This is a genomic window from Alteromonas sp. HB246098, from assembly GCF_054890645.1.
In genome coordinates this window covers 1-15,220 of record NZ_JBTZUG010000013.1, presented here as the reverse complement: position 1 = coordinate 15,220, position 15,220 = coordinate 1, and the positions used below count along the sequence as shown (strand labels likewise).

General features: G+C 45.0%; 12 protein-coding genes, 1 tRNA gene and 1 pseudogene. 4 read left to right on the top strand and 10 right to left on the bottom strand.

Going from position 1 to position 15,220, the window contains the following annotated elements; all coding sequences use genetic code 11:
- The first annotated feature begins 179 nt into the window (after positions 1-179).
- The gene (locus tag ACYTPF_RS18880) at positions 180-599 is read left to right on the top strand and encodes a hypothetical protein (RefSeq protein WP_179982223.1); all 420 of its coding nucleotides are present in this window, start codon (positions 180-182) and stop codon (positions 597-599) included.
- 58 nt (positions 600-657) lie between these two features.
- Here ACYTPF_RS18880 and trxA read toward each other — a convergent pair whose 3' ends face one another.
- Positions 658-1,527 carry a thioredoxin gene (gene trxA, locus ACYTPF_RS18875; protein WP_461853283.1) on the bottom strand — a complete coding sequence of 290 codons (870 nt, stop codon included), beginning with the start codon at positions 1,525-1,527 and terminating at the stop codon, positions 658-660.
- Between the two features lie 250 nt (positions 1,528-1,777).
- Here trxA and ACYTPF_RS18870 point away from each other — a divergent pair, with 250 nt between their 5' ends.
- Both ACYTPF_RS18870 and ACYTPF_RS18865 read left to right on the top strand, forming a co-directional pair.
- Complete coding sequence (locus ACYTPF_RS18870; protein ID WP_179982221.1) at positions 1,778-2,110, top strand: Mpo1-like protein; 333 nt, start codon at positions 1,778-1,780, stop codon at positions 2,108-2,110.
- Positions 2,111-2,402: 292 nt separating this feature from the next.
- Positions 2,403-4,511 (top strand): S9 family peptidase, encoded by a 2,109-nt coding sequence (locus ACYTPF_RS18865; RefSeq protein ID WP_461853282.1) that lies wholly within the window; start codon positions 2,403-2,405, stop codon positions 4,509-4,511.
- Between the two features lie 81 nt (positions 4,512-4,592).
- Here the strand turns inward: ACYTPF_RS18865 and ACYTPF_RS18860 are convergent, their stop codons facing one another.
- The 6 genes from ACYTPF_RS18860 to purE all read right to left on the bottom strand — a co-directional run bounded on the left by ACYTPF_RS18860 (position 4,593) and on the right by purE (position 9,064).
- Positions 4,593-5,786 carry a PQQ-dependent sugar dehydrogenase gene (locus ACYTPF_RS18860; protein WP_461853281.1) on the bottom strand — a complete coding sequence of 398 codons (1,194 nt, stop codon included), beginning with the start codon at positions 5,784-5,786 and terminating at the stop codon, positions 4,593-4,595.
- 187 nt (positions 5,787-5,973) lie between these two features.
- Positions 5,974-6,447, bottom strand: coding sequence for a Dps family protein (locus ACYTPF_RS18855; protein ID WP_118490413.1), 474 nt, complete (start codon positions 6,445-6,447; stop codon positions 5,974-5,976).
- A gap of 187 nt (positions 6,448-6,634) precedes the next feature.
- Positions 6,635-7,234 (bottom strand): copper chaperone PCu(A)C, encoded by a 600-nt coding sequence (locus ACYTPF_RS18850; protein WP_461853280.1) that lies wholly within the window; start codon positions 7,232-7,234, stop codon positions 6,635-6,637.
- A 66-nt stretch (positions 7,235-7,300) separates the two neighbouring features.
- Positions 7,301-7,376, bottom strand: a tRNA-Thr gene (locus ACYTPF_RS18845).
- Positions 7,377-7,436: 60 nt separating this feature from the next.
- Positions 7,437-8,573, bottom strand: coding sequence for a 5-(carboxyamino)imidazole ribonucleotide synthase (locus ACYTPF_RS18840; protein ID WP_461853279.1), 1,137 nt, complete (start codon positions 8,571-8,573; stop codon positions 7,437-7,439).
- A complete protein-coding gene (gene purE / locus ACYTPF_RS18835) occupies positions 8,570-9,064 on the bottom strand; it encodes a 5-(carboxyamino)imidazole ribonucleotide mutase (protein ID WP_269918229.1) in 495 nt (164 codons plus the stop codon). Before purE ends, ACYTPF_RS18840 begins: the two co-directional genes overlap by 4 nt.
- Before the next feature lie 276 nt (positions 9,065-9,340).
- On the opposite strand from purE, the gene nhaA reads away from it, so the two are divergent.
- Positions 9,341-10,615, top strand: a complete 1,275-nt coding sequence (gene nhaA, locus ACYTPF_RS18830; RefSeq protein ID WP_461853278.1) for a Na+/H+ antiporter NhaA — start codon at positions 9,341-9,343, stop codon at positions 10,613-10,615.
- Here the strand turns inward: nhaA and ACYTPF_RS18825 are convergent.
- From ACYTPF_RS18825 to ACYTPF_RS18815, 3 genes and pseudogenes are all read right to left on the bottom strand, one after another.
- Positions 10,577-13,393, bottom strand: a complete 2,817-nt coding sequence (locus ACYTPF_RS18825) for an ATP-binding protein (protein ID WP_461853277.1) — start codon at positions 13,391-13,393, stop codon at positions 10,577-10,579. The two genes, nhaA and ACYTPF_RS18825, sit on opposite strands and share 39 nt — an antisense overlap.
- A gap of 22 nt (positions 13,394-13,415) precedes the next feature.
- A complete protein-coding gene (locus ACYTPF_RS18820) occupies positions 13,416-14,711 on the bottom strand; it encodes an amidohydrolase (protein WP_461853276.1) in 1,296 nt (431 codons plus the stop codon).
- Positions 14,712-14,910: 199 nt separating this feature from the next.
- Positions 14,911-15,220: pseudogene (locus ACYTPF_RS18815) on the bottom strand (IS4 family transposase); the annotation flags it as partial.

Genomic DNA, 15,220 nt, shown 5'->3' with positions numbered 1-15,220 from the left:
ATTTACAAAATAGGTGTAAATAGTTTTGCCCAAGTCGTTGCGCTTAATGTTATTTCTTATATACATACGCCCACTGCAAAACTAAAAAACTCTGCTATACCCTATAGAGGCGAGATGGTTTTGTAAGTCTAGTTAGCAAGCTCCATCTGTTCCACGCAGACACACATTAAAGGTACTTTATGCGTTTTCCTAAATACGGAAATTATTCATTGGATGTCTCAGGTAACGTTCTTGAAGTGTTTGCTACCGGAGCGTGGAACCTCAAAACAACAGAGTTTTTTATAGAGGAAATGCATGAGCTTATTGATAGGTTCGACAATAAGCCTTGGGCAGCCTTAATGGACGGACGCCGTTGGGTATTATCTACGCCGGAATGTCAGACCCGTTTAGCGGATGCAATAAAGGTAAATATTTCGAAAGGGCTTAGTCGTTCAGCGTATGTGCTAGATAGCGGAATGATCAAGCGTGCTCAACTAGAACGCACCCATCCTTCAAACCAACGTGATTTTGAAACGAGCAACTATGAACGGGAGTATTTTGAAAAATACTTCGAGGCACTTAACTGGTTGCATAAGGAAGGATTTTCACCTATTTGCTAGTTTTATAGCCCAAGGCGATGGTTTTAGCGTTACTGTGAACGCTAAAACCCGAATAGGCTTAGTACAACAAGCTATAGACTTTACGACGATACTCTGACTTAAGCGGGTCGCCGTCAGCGAGTGCGTTCATCATATCCATCATTAACTTTCTGGCATCGCCAAAGCCAAGTTCTTTCTTTAGTACAGTATAAAGAAGTTCTAGTGCATCTTGTGCTTTGTTCGCTTGCTGCAACTGTACAGCTAGGTCAACCTTAAGCTGCAGGTCATCAGGGTTCGCTTCTACTGCCGCTTGAAGCTGGCGTATTTCAGGCGTATCTGCCGCTTGTTCTGCAAGTTCAATTTTGCCCGCCAAACTCTTATAGCGAGAGTCTTGATCTACTAGCTTAATCTCTTCAAGCAAAGCTTTAGCTGCATCGATAGAGCCAGTCTCAACGTAGCAATCAATAAGCATATACTTAGCGTTTACGTTATCAGGGTTAAGCGTTAAGGCTTCTTTTGCCGCTGGCAGTGCTTCTGCGTAATCCCCTTGTTGGATCGCCTTGCCAGCAGTGGCAAGTAGGTCATCTTCTGGGTTTGGCAAATATTTATCCAGCATTTCACGAATTTGCTGCTCAGGTTGTACACCTGCAAAGCCATCGACGGGCTGACCATTTTGCACCACCATCACCGTTGGTAGGCTTCTAATACCAAACTGAGCCGCCACTTCTTGCTGTGCTTCGCAGTCTACTTTGGCCAAAATCAAATGCTGGCTATATTCACCTGCCAGCTTTTCTAGTATGGGCATTAGGTCTTTACAAGGTTCGCACCAATCAGCCCAGAAATCGATAAGCACTAGTTTTTCTTGTGATGCTTCTACAATAATTTGCTGAAAGTTTTCTACCGTAATATCCACGATGGTTGCTTGGCTATTTGCAACGAGATTTTCCATAACACAGGCCTTTAATTTCTTGTATTGAGAGGAATATGGGGCAGACGCTGTAAAATTACAAGGTTAACGCGCGTTATCTTTAGTTTCGCAACGAGCGACATACTCTTTTTATAAAAGCGGCCATTTCGTCTTTGTCGCTTTCACGACAATCTACAATTCCAATGGATGTTAATGTAGTGTAAATTCGCTCTATTGAGCTACTTTATTATCAAGCCACCCTACATCTTTAAGATTTGGCCGAGAGGGTTTTATGACTACACAAACCAGCACAGACACTCAGTTTGCTTCATTCAAAGAGTTTTACCCGTTTTATTTAAATGAGCATAAAGACGGCACATGCCGCACGCTTCATTTTATCGGCTCTTGGCTAGTACTTAGCGTTATAGCGCTGGCAATATATATGGCGAGCTGGTCGCTACTGTGGTTTATACCGCTAGTAGGTTACGGCTTTGCGTGGGTAGGACACTTCTTTTTTGAGAAAAATCGCCCCGCCACATTCAAACACCCCCTTTACAGTTTGATGGGCGATTGGGTTATGTTTAAAGATATTCTGGTGGGCAAAATTAGCCTTAAAGGCGAATAAGCCTTGTGAGAATTAGACAACGGCGATACTGCGTTATTTCCGATAATACCCGCTGTTAGCCTCCCATTGTTATACATAGCGCTATGTGTTGCGATACATGCAGTAATACGCACTTTTAACGGACAATCCTGCCCCTTCACCGCACACCCTTTACATAATGGAAACGAAAGCGATATGGTTGAGAATAAGGTTCACAGTTTACTAAATTAACCCTAGCGTTAACGTTAAGAGCACGACTGCGAACACATTACCTATCGCGCTTAGCGCAACAAGAATAACAAAAGGAACAAACATGTTTGTGTCTCGTTTCCCCCTTCGCCCTATGCGACAAGGCTTATTAGCTACCTCGACAGCATTATCATTATTGGTTTTAGGTATGGGCCAAGCCAGTGCGTTGCAAAATTCTGGCTCTGATTCAGATAGCGTAAATGCGCTAACGTACGAAGATACCTTTAACTTGGAATTTGTCGCTAACCCTCAATTCCTTGATAAAGAAACGGTCATTTATTCTCGTCAAAGCATGGATGTCATGACTGACGGACGACAAAGCCGATTGTGGCAGGTGAACATTAAATCAGGTGAGCATCGCCCGTTTATTGGACTAGACGAGAACTTGTCACAGGCGACTTTGTCGCCCAACGGTAAAATGGTGGCGTATACAAAATCGGTCAACGGCCGCGCACAAATCCACCTTTATTATTTAGATACAATGCAGTCTGTGCGTTTAACCAATACCAGCGAGACACCTCGCCAGTTAACCTGGTCTCACGACAGCAAAACTTTAGCCTTTACGCAGTTTACAGAAGAAAAGCAAAAGCCATTGTTTACAGGAATGCCGAGCAAGCCAAAAGGAGCAAAGTGGGCTGACCAAGGCACCTATATTGACGCGGTAAAATATAGAGGTGACGGCAGAGGCTACTTGCGCGAAGGCTTCGATCAGATTTTTGTTTTACCTGTGGAAGGCGGCACACCGCGACAGTTAACAACGGGGAAATTCCCAAGCGGCGGTACCCTTGCCTTTTCTAGAAACAATGACTGGATTTATTTCGCCACACCGCAACGAGAAGACTATGCGTTGTACCCATTGTCTGGCGATATCTACAAAGTGAACGTAAGCACAGCGGCAGTTGAACAAGTTACCGATATGGAAGGCCCTGAAGGCAGACCAACCTTAAGCCCCGACGGAAAGTACCTTGCGTTTACTCAGCTAAACGACAGAAAGCTTTCATACCAAAACGGTGACATTGTTGTACTAGAGCTTAAAAGTGGTGATATCACGCGCTTAACTACATCGTTAGATAGAAGCTTAGGTAAGTTCACGTGGCGTAAAGACAGTCGCGGATTAGTTTTCTCTTATCTTGATCATGGCGAGACTAAGCTTGCTACAGTCAACCTTAAAGGTGATGTAAAAACTATCGACGTAAGCATTGGCGGTCAGGCCTTTGGCCGCCCTTACACGTCAGGTGACTTTGCAGTTAGTGACAAAGGTGACATCGTTTATACCACTGCCAGCCGCACCATGCCTGGCGACTTAGCGCTTTACAGAAAAGGTAAAGACGACACAGTGCTTACCGCTTTAAATAACGACGCACTTGGCCATAAGACGTTGGCAGAGGTACAAGATCTTTCCGTAGTATCAAGTGTTGACGAACTACCTATCGACGCATGGATTGCTTTGCCACCTGGATTCGATAGCAGCAAGAAATACCCGCTGATATTAGAAATTCACGGCGGTCCTCATGCGGCCTACGGCCCTCATTTTGCTATGGAAATTCAGCTAATGGCGGCGCAAGGTTATGTTGTGGTATGGGCTAACCCAAGGGGCAGTAGCTCTTACGGTGAAGACTTTGGTAATTTAATTCACCATAACTACCCGTCAGAAGACTACAACGACTTGATGGACGTGGTAGACGCCGTTGTTGAACAAGGCTATGTTGATTCAAAGAACTTGTTTATTACCGGCGGCTCGGGTGGCGGTACACTTACTGCCTGGTCTATTGGTAAAACTGAGCGCTTTAGTGCCGCAGTAGTGGCGAAACCCGTTATCAACTGGATGAGCTTTTCGTTGACGGCTGATGCATATCCTTACTTTAGCCAATATTGGATGGCGGATATGCCTTGGAAAATTGCCGATAAGTTGTGGCAGCGCAGCCCGCTAAGTTTAGTGGGTAATGTAGTAACGCCAACTATGCTGCTAACCGGCGAAGCCGATCACCGCACCCCCATCAGTGAAACCGAGCAATACTACCAAGCGCTGAAACTGCAAGGTGTGGATGCGGCGATGGTGCGAATTCCAGGGGCTTCACACGGCATTGCAAGCCGCCCATCTCGCTTGATTCAAAAGGTGGGAAATATTGTGGCGTGGTTTGAGCGCTACAAGAAAGACAACGACAGCGAGTAAATCGGTTTAAACCATGAGCTCTCTTTAAAAAAAAAGGCGCCCTTCAGTGAAAATGGCGCCTTTCTTTTTTATCATCGACCCTTATTTGGTCAGCTTCACAACTTTGCCATTGGGCGCGTCTGTCAGTAAGTAAATAGCACCATCTGGCCCCACTTCTACGTCGCGGATGCGGTCGTGATTGTCTCGAACATACTCGAACTGCTCATCTGGCTTTCCATCTTCTACCTTGATACGGCGAAGGTGCGTAAATTTTAAAGAGCCCACTAATATATCGCCGTTCCACTCTTTAAACATGTCGCCCTGATAGAAGGTTAAGCCGCTTGGTGCAATGGACGGATCCCAGTACAACCAAGGCTGCTGCATACCATCCATATGAGTTTTATCGCTGATAATATCGCCGCTGTAGTCAACGCCATAAGTAATTTCTGGCCAACCGTAGTTCGCACCGCGCTCTAAGATATTAATTTCATCCCCGCCTTTAGGACCGTGTTCCATCGCCCAAACTGCGCCGGTTTCAGGGTGAATAGTTACGCCTTGGACATTGCGGTGACCATAGCTAAATATTTCAGGGGCATTGCCATCGGTAAAGGGGTTATCCTCTACTGCGCTGCCGTCACGGTTGATACGCACAATTTTACCAAAGTGATTATCGGTGTTCTGCGCTTCTTTCATGTACTTATAGCGATCGCCCATGGTCACGTATAACTGCTTTTTAGCATCGAATGCTAAGCGACAGCCAAAGTGAAAGCCATTATCGACGATAGAGTCGGCACTGAAGATAACATCGACATTCTCAAGGCCCGAATCAGTAAGCGTGGCTTTTGCAACACTACTACTGCTGCCAGGCTTGTCTTCTTTCTCGCTCGCTTTGCTGTAACAGAAATAAATTGTGTTGTTGCTGGCAAAGTCTGGGTCGATGGTAATGTCTAACATACCACCTTGATTCTGCGCGACCACTTTTGGTACGTTGTTTAGGCGCCCTGACAATTTACCGTCTTTTGACAATCGTTGGATACCACCCGCTCGTTCGGTTACCAGCAAGTCGCCATCAGGTAAAAACACCATGCCCCATGGATGTTCTAAACCTTCAGCAAGCGTGGTTACGGTTATATCGCTGTCAGCAATTTCATGCGCTTCGCCATGCTTATGATCGCCATGAGCTAGGGCAAATTGGCTTACCGTTAGCGCCATTGCACTCGCTACTGCGCACGCTATCGGGCGCGCTAACGTGCTTAAGGGTTTGGACTTAACTGCTAAAGTGCTTAATGGTTTCATCGTTAGAAGCCTCTTTTACAGAAGCTGTGTTTGGTTGCACAGACTTCTTCTATTATTTTTTAAGTTATAGCAGTATACAAAAAAGGGTACAGCGCTGCTGTACCCTTCGTGATAGTTTTACTTGCTAATGCGATAAAGTTAGTTTGTCGCCTAAACGACGCGAACCACCTTCACCACGGCGGCGTATTTATTTTGGAAGCGTTGCACGAAGCATCCACGCTGTTTTCTCGTGAACACGCATGCGGTCACCGATTAGCGCTGCAGATGATTCATCGTCCGCATCTTGCGCTAGCTTTAATGATTCGCGGCACGTTTTCACTACTTGCTCATGACCATGAGTCAGTAAGCGAACCATTTCGTTGGCCTCAGGCACACCTTCAACTTCTTCAATTGAACTAAGTTCAGCGAACGACTTATATGTGCCCGGCGCTGAAACACCTAAAGTACGGATACGCTCTGCGATTTCGTCTACCGCTTCCGCAAGCTCGGTGTAATGCTCTTCAAACATAAGATGCAGTTCACGGAACTGCGGCCCTTCTACATTCCAATGGAAGTTATGCGTTTGAAGGTACAAAGTGTAAGAATCGGCCAATAGCTTTTTCAGGCCTTCTGCTACTGCGTTACGATCGCTTTCAGAAATACCAATATCAATCTTGCTCATGTCACACTCCTTAACGTTGAAACCCTTTTAGAGATTTTCGTTCAACCAGTTTCTTGGCCATCAAAAATCTAGGTCTTGATAATATAGGTTAATAATACTCTATAATTTTTGATTTAGATTAACGGTTTAGTTAATTGCTTCCATCGTATTAATCGATGACGTTAAGCGTTTTGTCTTAGATACCTGACTAATGGTGATGATGATGGCCATCGCCCGTTTCTTTTTTAGCTGACGGCTTTTCTTTAGCTGACGGCTCTTTTCCAGCGGATGGCTCTTTTCTAACAGGCAGTCTTACCTTAGCCTCGCTCGCATCGTCAAACTTAAGTGTTAGCGCTATTTCACTGCCCTCTTTTAAACCTTTGGTCAGTCCCAACAGCATTATGTGGCGACCACCTGGTTCAAACGCAATCATTTGGCCCGCTTTAACCTTAACCCCTTCGGTTAGCTCACGCATTTTCATGACGTCATCTTGCATAACCGTTGTGTGGATTTGCGCATCACTTGCTATATCTTGGGGTACTAAAACAGATATCAGCGTTTTATCGCTTTTACTTTGATTATGTAAAGTAAAGTACACTGCGCCGGTTTTTGCCAAGGCAAAGGTTGCTCTGGCGTAACCATTCATCACCATAACGTCAGTTTGCTTACTGGCGTGCCTGTGCTGCTCTTCTGGCTTGTGGTGGTTATCATGATCATTGCCATGGGCTGAAATAGTCCCAGACAAGCTTAAAGAAATTAAGCCAGTAACGATAACTAAAGGTTTAAGTGATTTGGAAAAAAGTGACATACAGTCTGCTCCGAATGAGTATTCGTAAGCAAGTGTACGTAAGTTTGGCATAGGAAAAAAGAAAAATGGTGCCGACTGCCGGAATCGAACTGGCGACCTACTGATTACAAGTCAGTTGCTCTACCAACTGAGCTAAGTCGGCACACTTTAAAAACCGCTGCCTAGACAGCGGATGCGTATTCTAGCGATAAACGCGTGGGTGTCAACCTTTTAATCGCGTTGCTTCACCAACTAATTTCGGGAAGTACTCAAGTGGTAAATATTTGCTCAACGCCATGAGCTTTTCACCTAAACTTTCATAACTATTAGTGGTGACATTGATGTGTCCCATTTTGCGTTTTTCACGAACAGACTTTCCGTACCAATGCAGGTGACTTCCATCAATGCTTAGCAGGTCTCGTGAAAAGCTGCTGCAACCAATGATGTTAACCATAGCACTAGGCCCTATGGCTGACGTATCGCCAAGAGGCAAACCGCAAACAGCACGCAAGTGATTCTCAAACTGACTGGTTACAGCGCCTGACTGGCTCCAATGCCCAGAGTTATGTACACGCGGAGCAAGTTCATTGACAAGCAGTTTATCGCCTACTTGGAATAACTCCACTGCCAGCACGCCTATGTAGTCCATGCCTTCAGCTAGTTTCACGAAAATATCGTGAGCTTGAGCCTGAAGAGCATCATCCACACTAGTTGCAGGCGCGACCGACACATGAAGCTGACCTTGGTGATGCAGATTTTCAGCAAGTGGGTAGGTTCTGACGTCGCCATTAGCGTTGCGTACACCAATTAATGATAGTTCTCTATCGAATGCCACCATTTTTTCTACCACTAATGGCACGTTTTCTAAGTCCAGGCCTTGTAGCGAGCGTTTTAGTGCTGGCAAATCCGCTTCATCACTTAAACGCCACTGTCCGTAACCGTCGTAGCCATCGCGACTCGCTTTAAGAATAAGTTTGCTACCAAGCTGTTTTACGCAATCATCTAATTGAGCAAGGTCGGTCACTATCTGGTGATCACAGTTTGCTACTTTCATGTTTTCAAGCAGCTTTTTCTCGCGTACGCGGTCGGCACCAACTAGAATACTGTCGATATTCGGCATCAACTTGTTTGTTTTAGCCGCTTCTTCAAGCAATCTTTCAGGTACATGCTCAAACTCTACCGTTAATGCATCGGCATCCTCTAGCGCTTGCGCTAGTGTTGTATCGAGTGGGGTTTTGCTAACTGGATGTACAACGGTATCGTTGTTTACGTCCACAGCTTGAACCTCAATACCTAACGGGCTTCCCGCTAAGTACATCATTTGAGCAAGTTGGCCTGCGCCGTAAACAACTACTCTCATTCATCTAGCTCCAATGTGTTGCTTGAAGCAAGTACTGTCTCAGTCTGAGATTTTCTAAAAGCGATAACGGCTTCACGCACACTCTCGTCTTGCAGCGCAACGACTTGCGCCGCAAGTAGACCAGCATTTGCTGCACCAGCTTCACCAATGGCTAGTGTGCCTACTGCTACGCCTTTCGGCATTTGAACGATAGAAAGCAATGAATCTAACCCGTTGAGCGCTTTTGATTTTACCGGGCAACCAAACACCGGCAGATGAGTGTGTGCGGCAATCATTCCCGGCAAGTGTGCTGCACCGCCCGCGCCAGCAATTATTGCGCTAAAACCTTCATCGGCAGCGCCTTCAGCAAACTCTACTAGCAAGTTAGGTGTACGATGTGCCGACACCACCTTCGCTTCAAATTCAACACCAAACGACTTCAGCATTTTTGCGGCCTGCTGCATGGTAGGCCAGTCTGAAGTTGAACCCATTACAATCGCGACTTTTGCCATCTAGAGATCCTCGGAGTAGGTAAAATGGACAACCTTGGAAAGGCCGCGATTGTAGCTTAAAACCGTTCAAAATCCCACCGTAAATGGCGTGAAATATAGCGCTATAGAGTACGTTCGTGTAAAAGCACTCTCCCTTTAAGGGTGATCTATCTAAACCTAATAATTCGTATTAACTATAATTAATTTGTGTAGAAAAACTGCCTTATAACACGGATTAGCAACCGCGACTCTACAAGATTTGCGGTGTTAGTAGTTAAATGGCGCAAGAGGTTATTGATGACAGATAAGCATGAACCCGACGTACTTGATGAAGTAATAGAAGAAGTACAGGACGTGGTCTCTGACTTCTTAAACCGCGAGGCGGCTCCCGGTATTTTGCTGATGGCCGCGACAATACTCGCACTCATTATTGCCAACTCCCCATTAGATACCCTTTATGACCATTTAATCAGCATGCCAGTTCAAATATCCGCTGGGTCGTGGGCTATCGATAAACCTTTGCTGCTATGGATTAACGATGGCTTGATGGCAGTCTTTTTCTTTCACGTGGGCTTAGAACTTAAACGTGAAGTGTGTGAAGGTGAGCTGGCAAACCCTAAAGATATTATTTTGCCCGCTGCTGGTGCAATTGGCGGCATGGCGTTGCCTGCATTAATTTATGTAGGCATAAACTGGGATAACCCTGTGGCGATTGCGGGGTGGGCGATTCCCGCTGCCACAGACATTGCCTTTGCGTTGGGTATTCTCGCGTTACTGGGTAGCCGAGTACCTACTAGCCTAAAAGTATTTTTGGTTACGTTAGCCATCATCGACGACATCGGCGCTATTGTAATTATTGCTCTGTTTTATACCGACAACATTACAGCTGGCGCGTTGTACGTTGCTGCTGGGTGCTTGTTACTGCTGTGGCAAATGAACAAGCGAAATGTAGTGGATATTCCAGCCTATGTTTTTGTAGGCATCATTTTATGGGTCGCTATGCTGAAATCGGGCGTACACGCGACGTTAGCCGGTGTGGTATTGGCTAGTTTTATTCCCATGCGGGATCAAAAAGATGCGTCATACTCTCCCGTAACACGACTTGAGCACGGCTTAAATGGTTCTGTAAGTTTTGCCATTTTGCCTCTGTTCGCCTTTGCTAATGCGGGCATTAGTTTTGGCAATATTAGCCCAGAAGGAATTTTCCACCCTGTAACCTTTGGTATTTTCCTTGGCTTGGTTGTGGGTAAACAGATAGGTGTATTTGGGTTTTGCTATTTAATGGTGAAGCTAAAACTAGCAAAGTTGCCTGACGATCTTAACTTCAAGCATATTTACGGTTGTGCACTACTGTGTGGCGTTGGTTTTACTATGAGCCTGTTCATAGGAGGACTTGCTTTTGAACAGACCGGGATTAATCAGATCTTTGATGAGCGGGTCGGAATTTTAGCGGGTTCTCTTGTGTCTGCGTGCTTGGGCTACATTGTATTGCGACTGGTAAGTGATGCCCCAAGTGATGACACTGACGTAGCCTCAAACGCTAGTAAGCTCACGGGCAATACAGTCAAATAGCACTTGCTTGCGTATAGGCTTACTTAAATGCGCATTCATGCCTGCTTCTAAGCAGGCATTTTTATCTTCAACAAATGCGTTGGCCGTCAACGCTATAATTTTAATCTTAGTTTTATTTCTACCTTCTTTGCGGATAAGTGTGGATGCAGCCAATCCATCCATTATGGGCATCTGACAGTCCATTAAAACTAGGTCGAAATCATGTTTTTTCTCTGCTTGTACGGCATCTCTGCCATTCTTAGTTCGAATACATTTGATGTTCGCTGATTTAAGCATATCCATCACGATATCAGCGTTTATATCGTTATCTTCTGCAAGAAGTACGCGAAGACCACTGGGGAGTGTTACTGAGGTCTTAGGTTGCTCCTGCTTATCGCTATTACTCGTAGTGGCCGGAATATGGAAAGTAAAATTAGTCCCCTTGCCCAATTCACTTTCAGCGTAGAGCTCGCCGCCGAGCAACTCAACTAGCCCTTTGGATATGGCCAAGCCTAGACCGGTTCCTCCGAAGTGGCGGGTGGTCGATGTGTCAGCTTGTTCAAACTTTTCAAAGATAAGATGTATTTTTTCCGGAGCGATACCAATGCCGCTATCCTGTATCGAAACTTTAAGCCCTTGGTGCGCGTAACTAACGTCAACCGAAACTTCACCTTCATTGGTAAATTTAATCGCGTTGCTAAGAAGGTTATTAATAACCTGAGCTACTTTTCCAGCATCAATGTTTAAAGCATCGGGTACATTGTCTTTAATATTAAGCGCAATGTCGTACCCCTTAACCTGCGCTGTATGGCGATAAAGTTCACAGGAAGCAATAAGCAACTCACGAATGTCACAGCGCTGGATATCACTGAGCATTTTTCCTGATTCAATTTTCGACCAATCCAAAATACTGTTCAAAATAATCAGTAAATTAGTAGCTGAACGAGAAATCGTTTTTGCTCTCACTGCGATATGCTCGGGGAGGTCATTGTCTAACATCAATTCGCAAGAGCCAACGATACCGTTCATCGGCGTTCTTATCTCGTGGCTCATATTGGCAAGAAATTGGGTTTTGGCAACGTTAGCAGCTTCAGCTTCTTTCAACGCTAGCGCTAAATGCTCAGTCTTTTCCTCTATACGTTTTTCTAAAGACTGGTTTAACTCATTAAGTTCTACGTTTAGCCCCTGCTCTATTTCTCGCGCTTTCTTAAGCTCATCAAAAGCACCTAACAAGCGGGTTTCTAAGCGCATAAACTCATCGCTTAGTGACGATAACTCTTGAATGTGGAGTGCTCTTTGCGGCGCTTTTTTTCCTTGTTGCTGTGTAGGTTCGAAGTCTGCTATGTAGCGAATAAGACGGCGAATGGGTGCTCCCACCATTTTCGCTACTACATAGCCTGTAAAGGTCCCGAATGCAGATAAGGCCAGTAATAAAAGCAAATCTTTGAGTAAATAACTACTCATTGATGCCATCAAAAGCCGTTTATCGAAATAATAGCTAACCTCCCAATTAGCAAAAGAAACATTATCAGTAAATCTAAGCCACGTCTTACCTTGAGGGCCATTATCAACTTCAATGGCACATTTAGGCTCGCATGAATAAAACGGTGCCTTAGTTAAGGGCTTTAACGCTAACGCCTCGGAGGCGTAAATTACCTCACCCTTTTGATCTTCGATTAACATCGAGAATCCACCGAGACTAAGGTTATCAATAGCATGAAAGCTCTTTAGTGATAATGACCCTTCTACAATACCTTTAGGCGACCCATTACTATCTAAAATAGGCGCAGATAGCGCGACAATGGGGTCGTTACCAAAGCCACGGCCTTGAAAAACGTTAGATAAGAATGGCGCCCCACTTTGCATTACCTCATAAAAATAAGGCCGATAAGACACATTGGGCCGCCCATTTCGCTTTGCTTTTTCCAACATGCTTGGTGGATAGGCATGCGTAATATCACCATCTTCATTGGCTACCAAAAAGGTTAAAAATTCAGGGTTATTAGAAGCCACAATTTGTAGATTTTTGGCTGCGGTGTTTTCGTCGTTTTTTTCCGAACCACTATTAGAAAGTACTTTTGCTGTGGCGGTAATAGCATTTTGATGATGACGTAAAAAATTTGAAAGCTGAAACTCCAGCACTTTAACGCGCTGGGTCATATAACTGTGAATTTGCCGTTCTTGTTGATGCTGAAACAGGCTTACTGACAGATATATCACCGCCATAGAAGCGACAAAGAAGCATCCAGAGAAAAAATACCCGAAGAGAAAGTGAAGCGTGACCCGCTCGGATTTGTACGAAGTTTGCCGCTTCAGACCATAAATGGCTAAGTACGCGAAATGGCCGATGATTAAGCCAAATACACCGCTGACCCAAGTAACTAAAACACCCGAGAACACCATGTTCACGTTGTCATCATCGAAAAGAGAGTGTTCTAACAGCAAAATGGGTAAAAAGACGATAGACCAGAAACCTGCGCCTACTTTAATCACCTGCTTTAGCGATTTATCGTAGCCGAAAAAACTAAGTACTATTGGCAAAAGAGTGAGACTTTCTTTACCTACAATGCTGCCTTCGTTTAACCACAATGGAAGACTGGTTAGCAGTGCAATGGGAATTGAAATAAAAGGGGAAAAGCGAAGAGAGGCGTAAACTGCCGCTCCTATACCAAATGCGGCTATCCCAGTGCTGTCAAAAGGTGGAGAGAGGGCATTTAAACTTGCACCAAGTACACATACAATTAATGCTTGGAAGGCCAGAGACCATGAAATGGAAAACGAATTACTACCAATTTTCAATACATGTCTCCAGCCGCCAGTGTTAGTTTTGCGCCATATAATCTAAAGTAAAGTTAGTAAGCAGCTTAACACCCAGCTTCATTCCCTCATCATCAACATAGAACTCTGGCGTGTGATGAGCGGGGCTGTCTTCTTCTGATACATCTAGCGGCTTACCGCCCACCCAAACGTATAAGCCTGGAACTTGCTCTTGGAAGAATGAAAAGTCTTCTGCCCCGGTTACCGGCTTGGAAAGCAATGTGTTTTCAATGCCAGCGGTACGCTGCATGGTAGGTAGCATGGCTTTTGTAAGCTCTGGATCGTTATAGGTAATTGGGTAATAGTAATCTAGTGGTAACGTAAGTTCTGCCTCTGCACCCATACTCTCTGCAATCGCTTTTACTTTGCGTGGAAGCGACTCGTAAATATGATCGCGAGCGGCTTCGTTAAGAGTACGGATAGTGCCAACCATCTCCACTTCATTTGGAATGATGTTAGAGCGGTTACCACCATGGATTGAGCCAATCGATACCACTGCCGCGTCGTCAATCAGTTTTAATTCACGACTTACAATGGTTTGAATAGACATTATCATTTGCGCAGCAGTAACTACTGGGTCTACGCTTTTCCACGGATAAGCGCCATGCGCTTGCTTACCGTGGATAACAATTTTGAACGGATCTACTGCGGCCATAGTGCCACCGGCGTTATAGCGCACTTTGCCCACATCGGTGTTGGCATTAATATGCAAACCGAAAATAGCATCAACATCAGGATTTTTTAATACGCCTTCTGCCACCATAACTTCAGCACCGCCTTTTTCTCCAGCGGGGGCGCCCTCTTCTGCAGGCTGAAAGATAAATTTCACTTTACCCTTTAATTCACCCTTTATTTCAGTAAGGATTTTTGCAGCACCCATGAGCATAGCCATATGCGTATCGTGACCACAGGCGTGCATCACTGGCACTTCTTTACCATTATATTCGCCTACTTGCTTTGAGCGATAGTCTAGGTCGTTTTGCTCTTTTACAGGAAGTCCATCCATGTCTGCACGCAGCGCAACCACAGGACCCGGCTTGCCCGAGTCTAGAATGGCAACCACACCGGTTTTTGCCACTCCAGTTTGAACTTGTAAGCCTAGGCTCTTAAGGTAATCAGCCACATACTCAGCGGTTTTGAACTCGCGGTTCGACAGCTCTGGAAACTCATGAAAATGATGGCGCCAATTAATAACGTCCGGCTCAACTTTATTAGCCAGTTCATCAACGTTAATGGGGTTAGCGCTAGCTGTAAAAGAGGCTAGGCCAGCAAATACAAGTGACAGCAACTTCCGATTCATATCTTTTATTTCCTTTGATGTTTTTAGACAGAGTAAATCATCTTAAAGGAGAACACACCAATGCTTCTACAATTGCAGCAAAGAATTAGCAGGCATTTGAAAATACCCCATTCGCCCAGCCGTGAATATTAGACGGAAGTATAAGGCAAACCACTGAGTAATCTGGGAAACGAAAAAGGCGCCATGAGGCTAATGACAGTCAGTTAAGCTGACTGGCATTTTTCTTTTTAGCGGGGTACTTACCCGGTTTAGGTTTAACACATCGCGGATATAACCTGTCTTCTCGGTGTGTCGGGAGCACATAGTAAGTCAATTGATTGATAAGATTTTCATACAACACGGGCAGCTTCCCGGGGCTTGTAAGCCCTGTTGTTAGAAGGAACGCAACCACTGCGCTAGAGCACCCGCTGAAGCTTAGTTGATTAGGCCAGATACCTTTGCGTGAAGAGGCTTCAGTCATTGCTACTCGTATAAGATTATAAGCCAGCAGTAATCCCCATAACTCCTGT

Excerpts from the sequence above, each read along its gene's own strand:
- ACYTPF_RS18880 (WP_179982223.1), top strand. The coding sequence starts at position 180 with ATGCGTTTTCCTAAATACGGAAATTATTCATTGGATGTCTCAGGTAAC.
- trxA (WP_461853283.1), bottom strand. The coding sequence starts at position 1,527 with ATGGAAAATCTCGTTGCAAATAGCCAAGCAACCATCGTGGATATTACG.
- ACYTPF_RS18870 (WP_179982221.1), top strand. The coding sequence starts at position 1,778 with ATGACTACACAAACCAGCACAGACACTCAGTTTGCTTCATTCAAAGAG.
- ACYTPF_RS18865 (WP_461853282.1), top strand. The coding sequence starts at position 2,403 with ATGTTTGTGTCTCGTTTCCCCCTTCGCCCTATGCGACAAGGCTTATTA.
- ACYTPF_RS18860 (WP_461853281.1), bottom strand. The coding sequence starts at position 5,786 with ATGAAACCATTAAGCACTTTAGCAGTTAAGTCCAAACCCTTAAGCACG.
- ACYTPF_RS18855 (WP_118490413.1), bottom strand. The coding sequence starts at position 6,447 with ATGAGCAAGATTGATATTGGTATTTCTGAAAGCGATCGTAACGCAGTA.
- ACYTPF_RS18850 (WP_461853280.1), bottom strand. The coding sequence starts at position 7,234 with ATGTCACTTTTTTCCAAATCACTTAAACCTTTAGTTATCGTTACTGGC.
- ACYTPF_RS18840 (WP_461853279.1), bottom strand. The coding sequence starts at position 8,573 with ATGAGAGTAGTTGTTTACGGCGCAGGCCAACTTGCTCAAATGATGTAC.
- purE (WP_269918229.1), bottom strand. The coding sequence starts at position 9,064 with ATGGCAAAAGTCGCGATTGTAATGGGTTCAACTTCAGACTGGCCTACC.
- nhaA (WP_461853278.1), top strand. The coding sequence starts at position 9,341 with ATGACAGATAAGCATGAACCCGACGTACTTGATGAAGTAATAGAAGAA.
- ACYTPF_RS18820 (WP_461853276.1), bottom strand. The coding sequence starts at position 14,711 with ATGAATCGGAAGTTGCTGTCACTTGTATTTGCTGGCCTAGCCTCTTTT.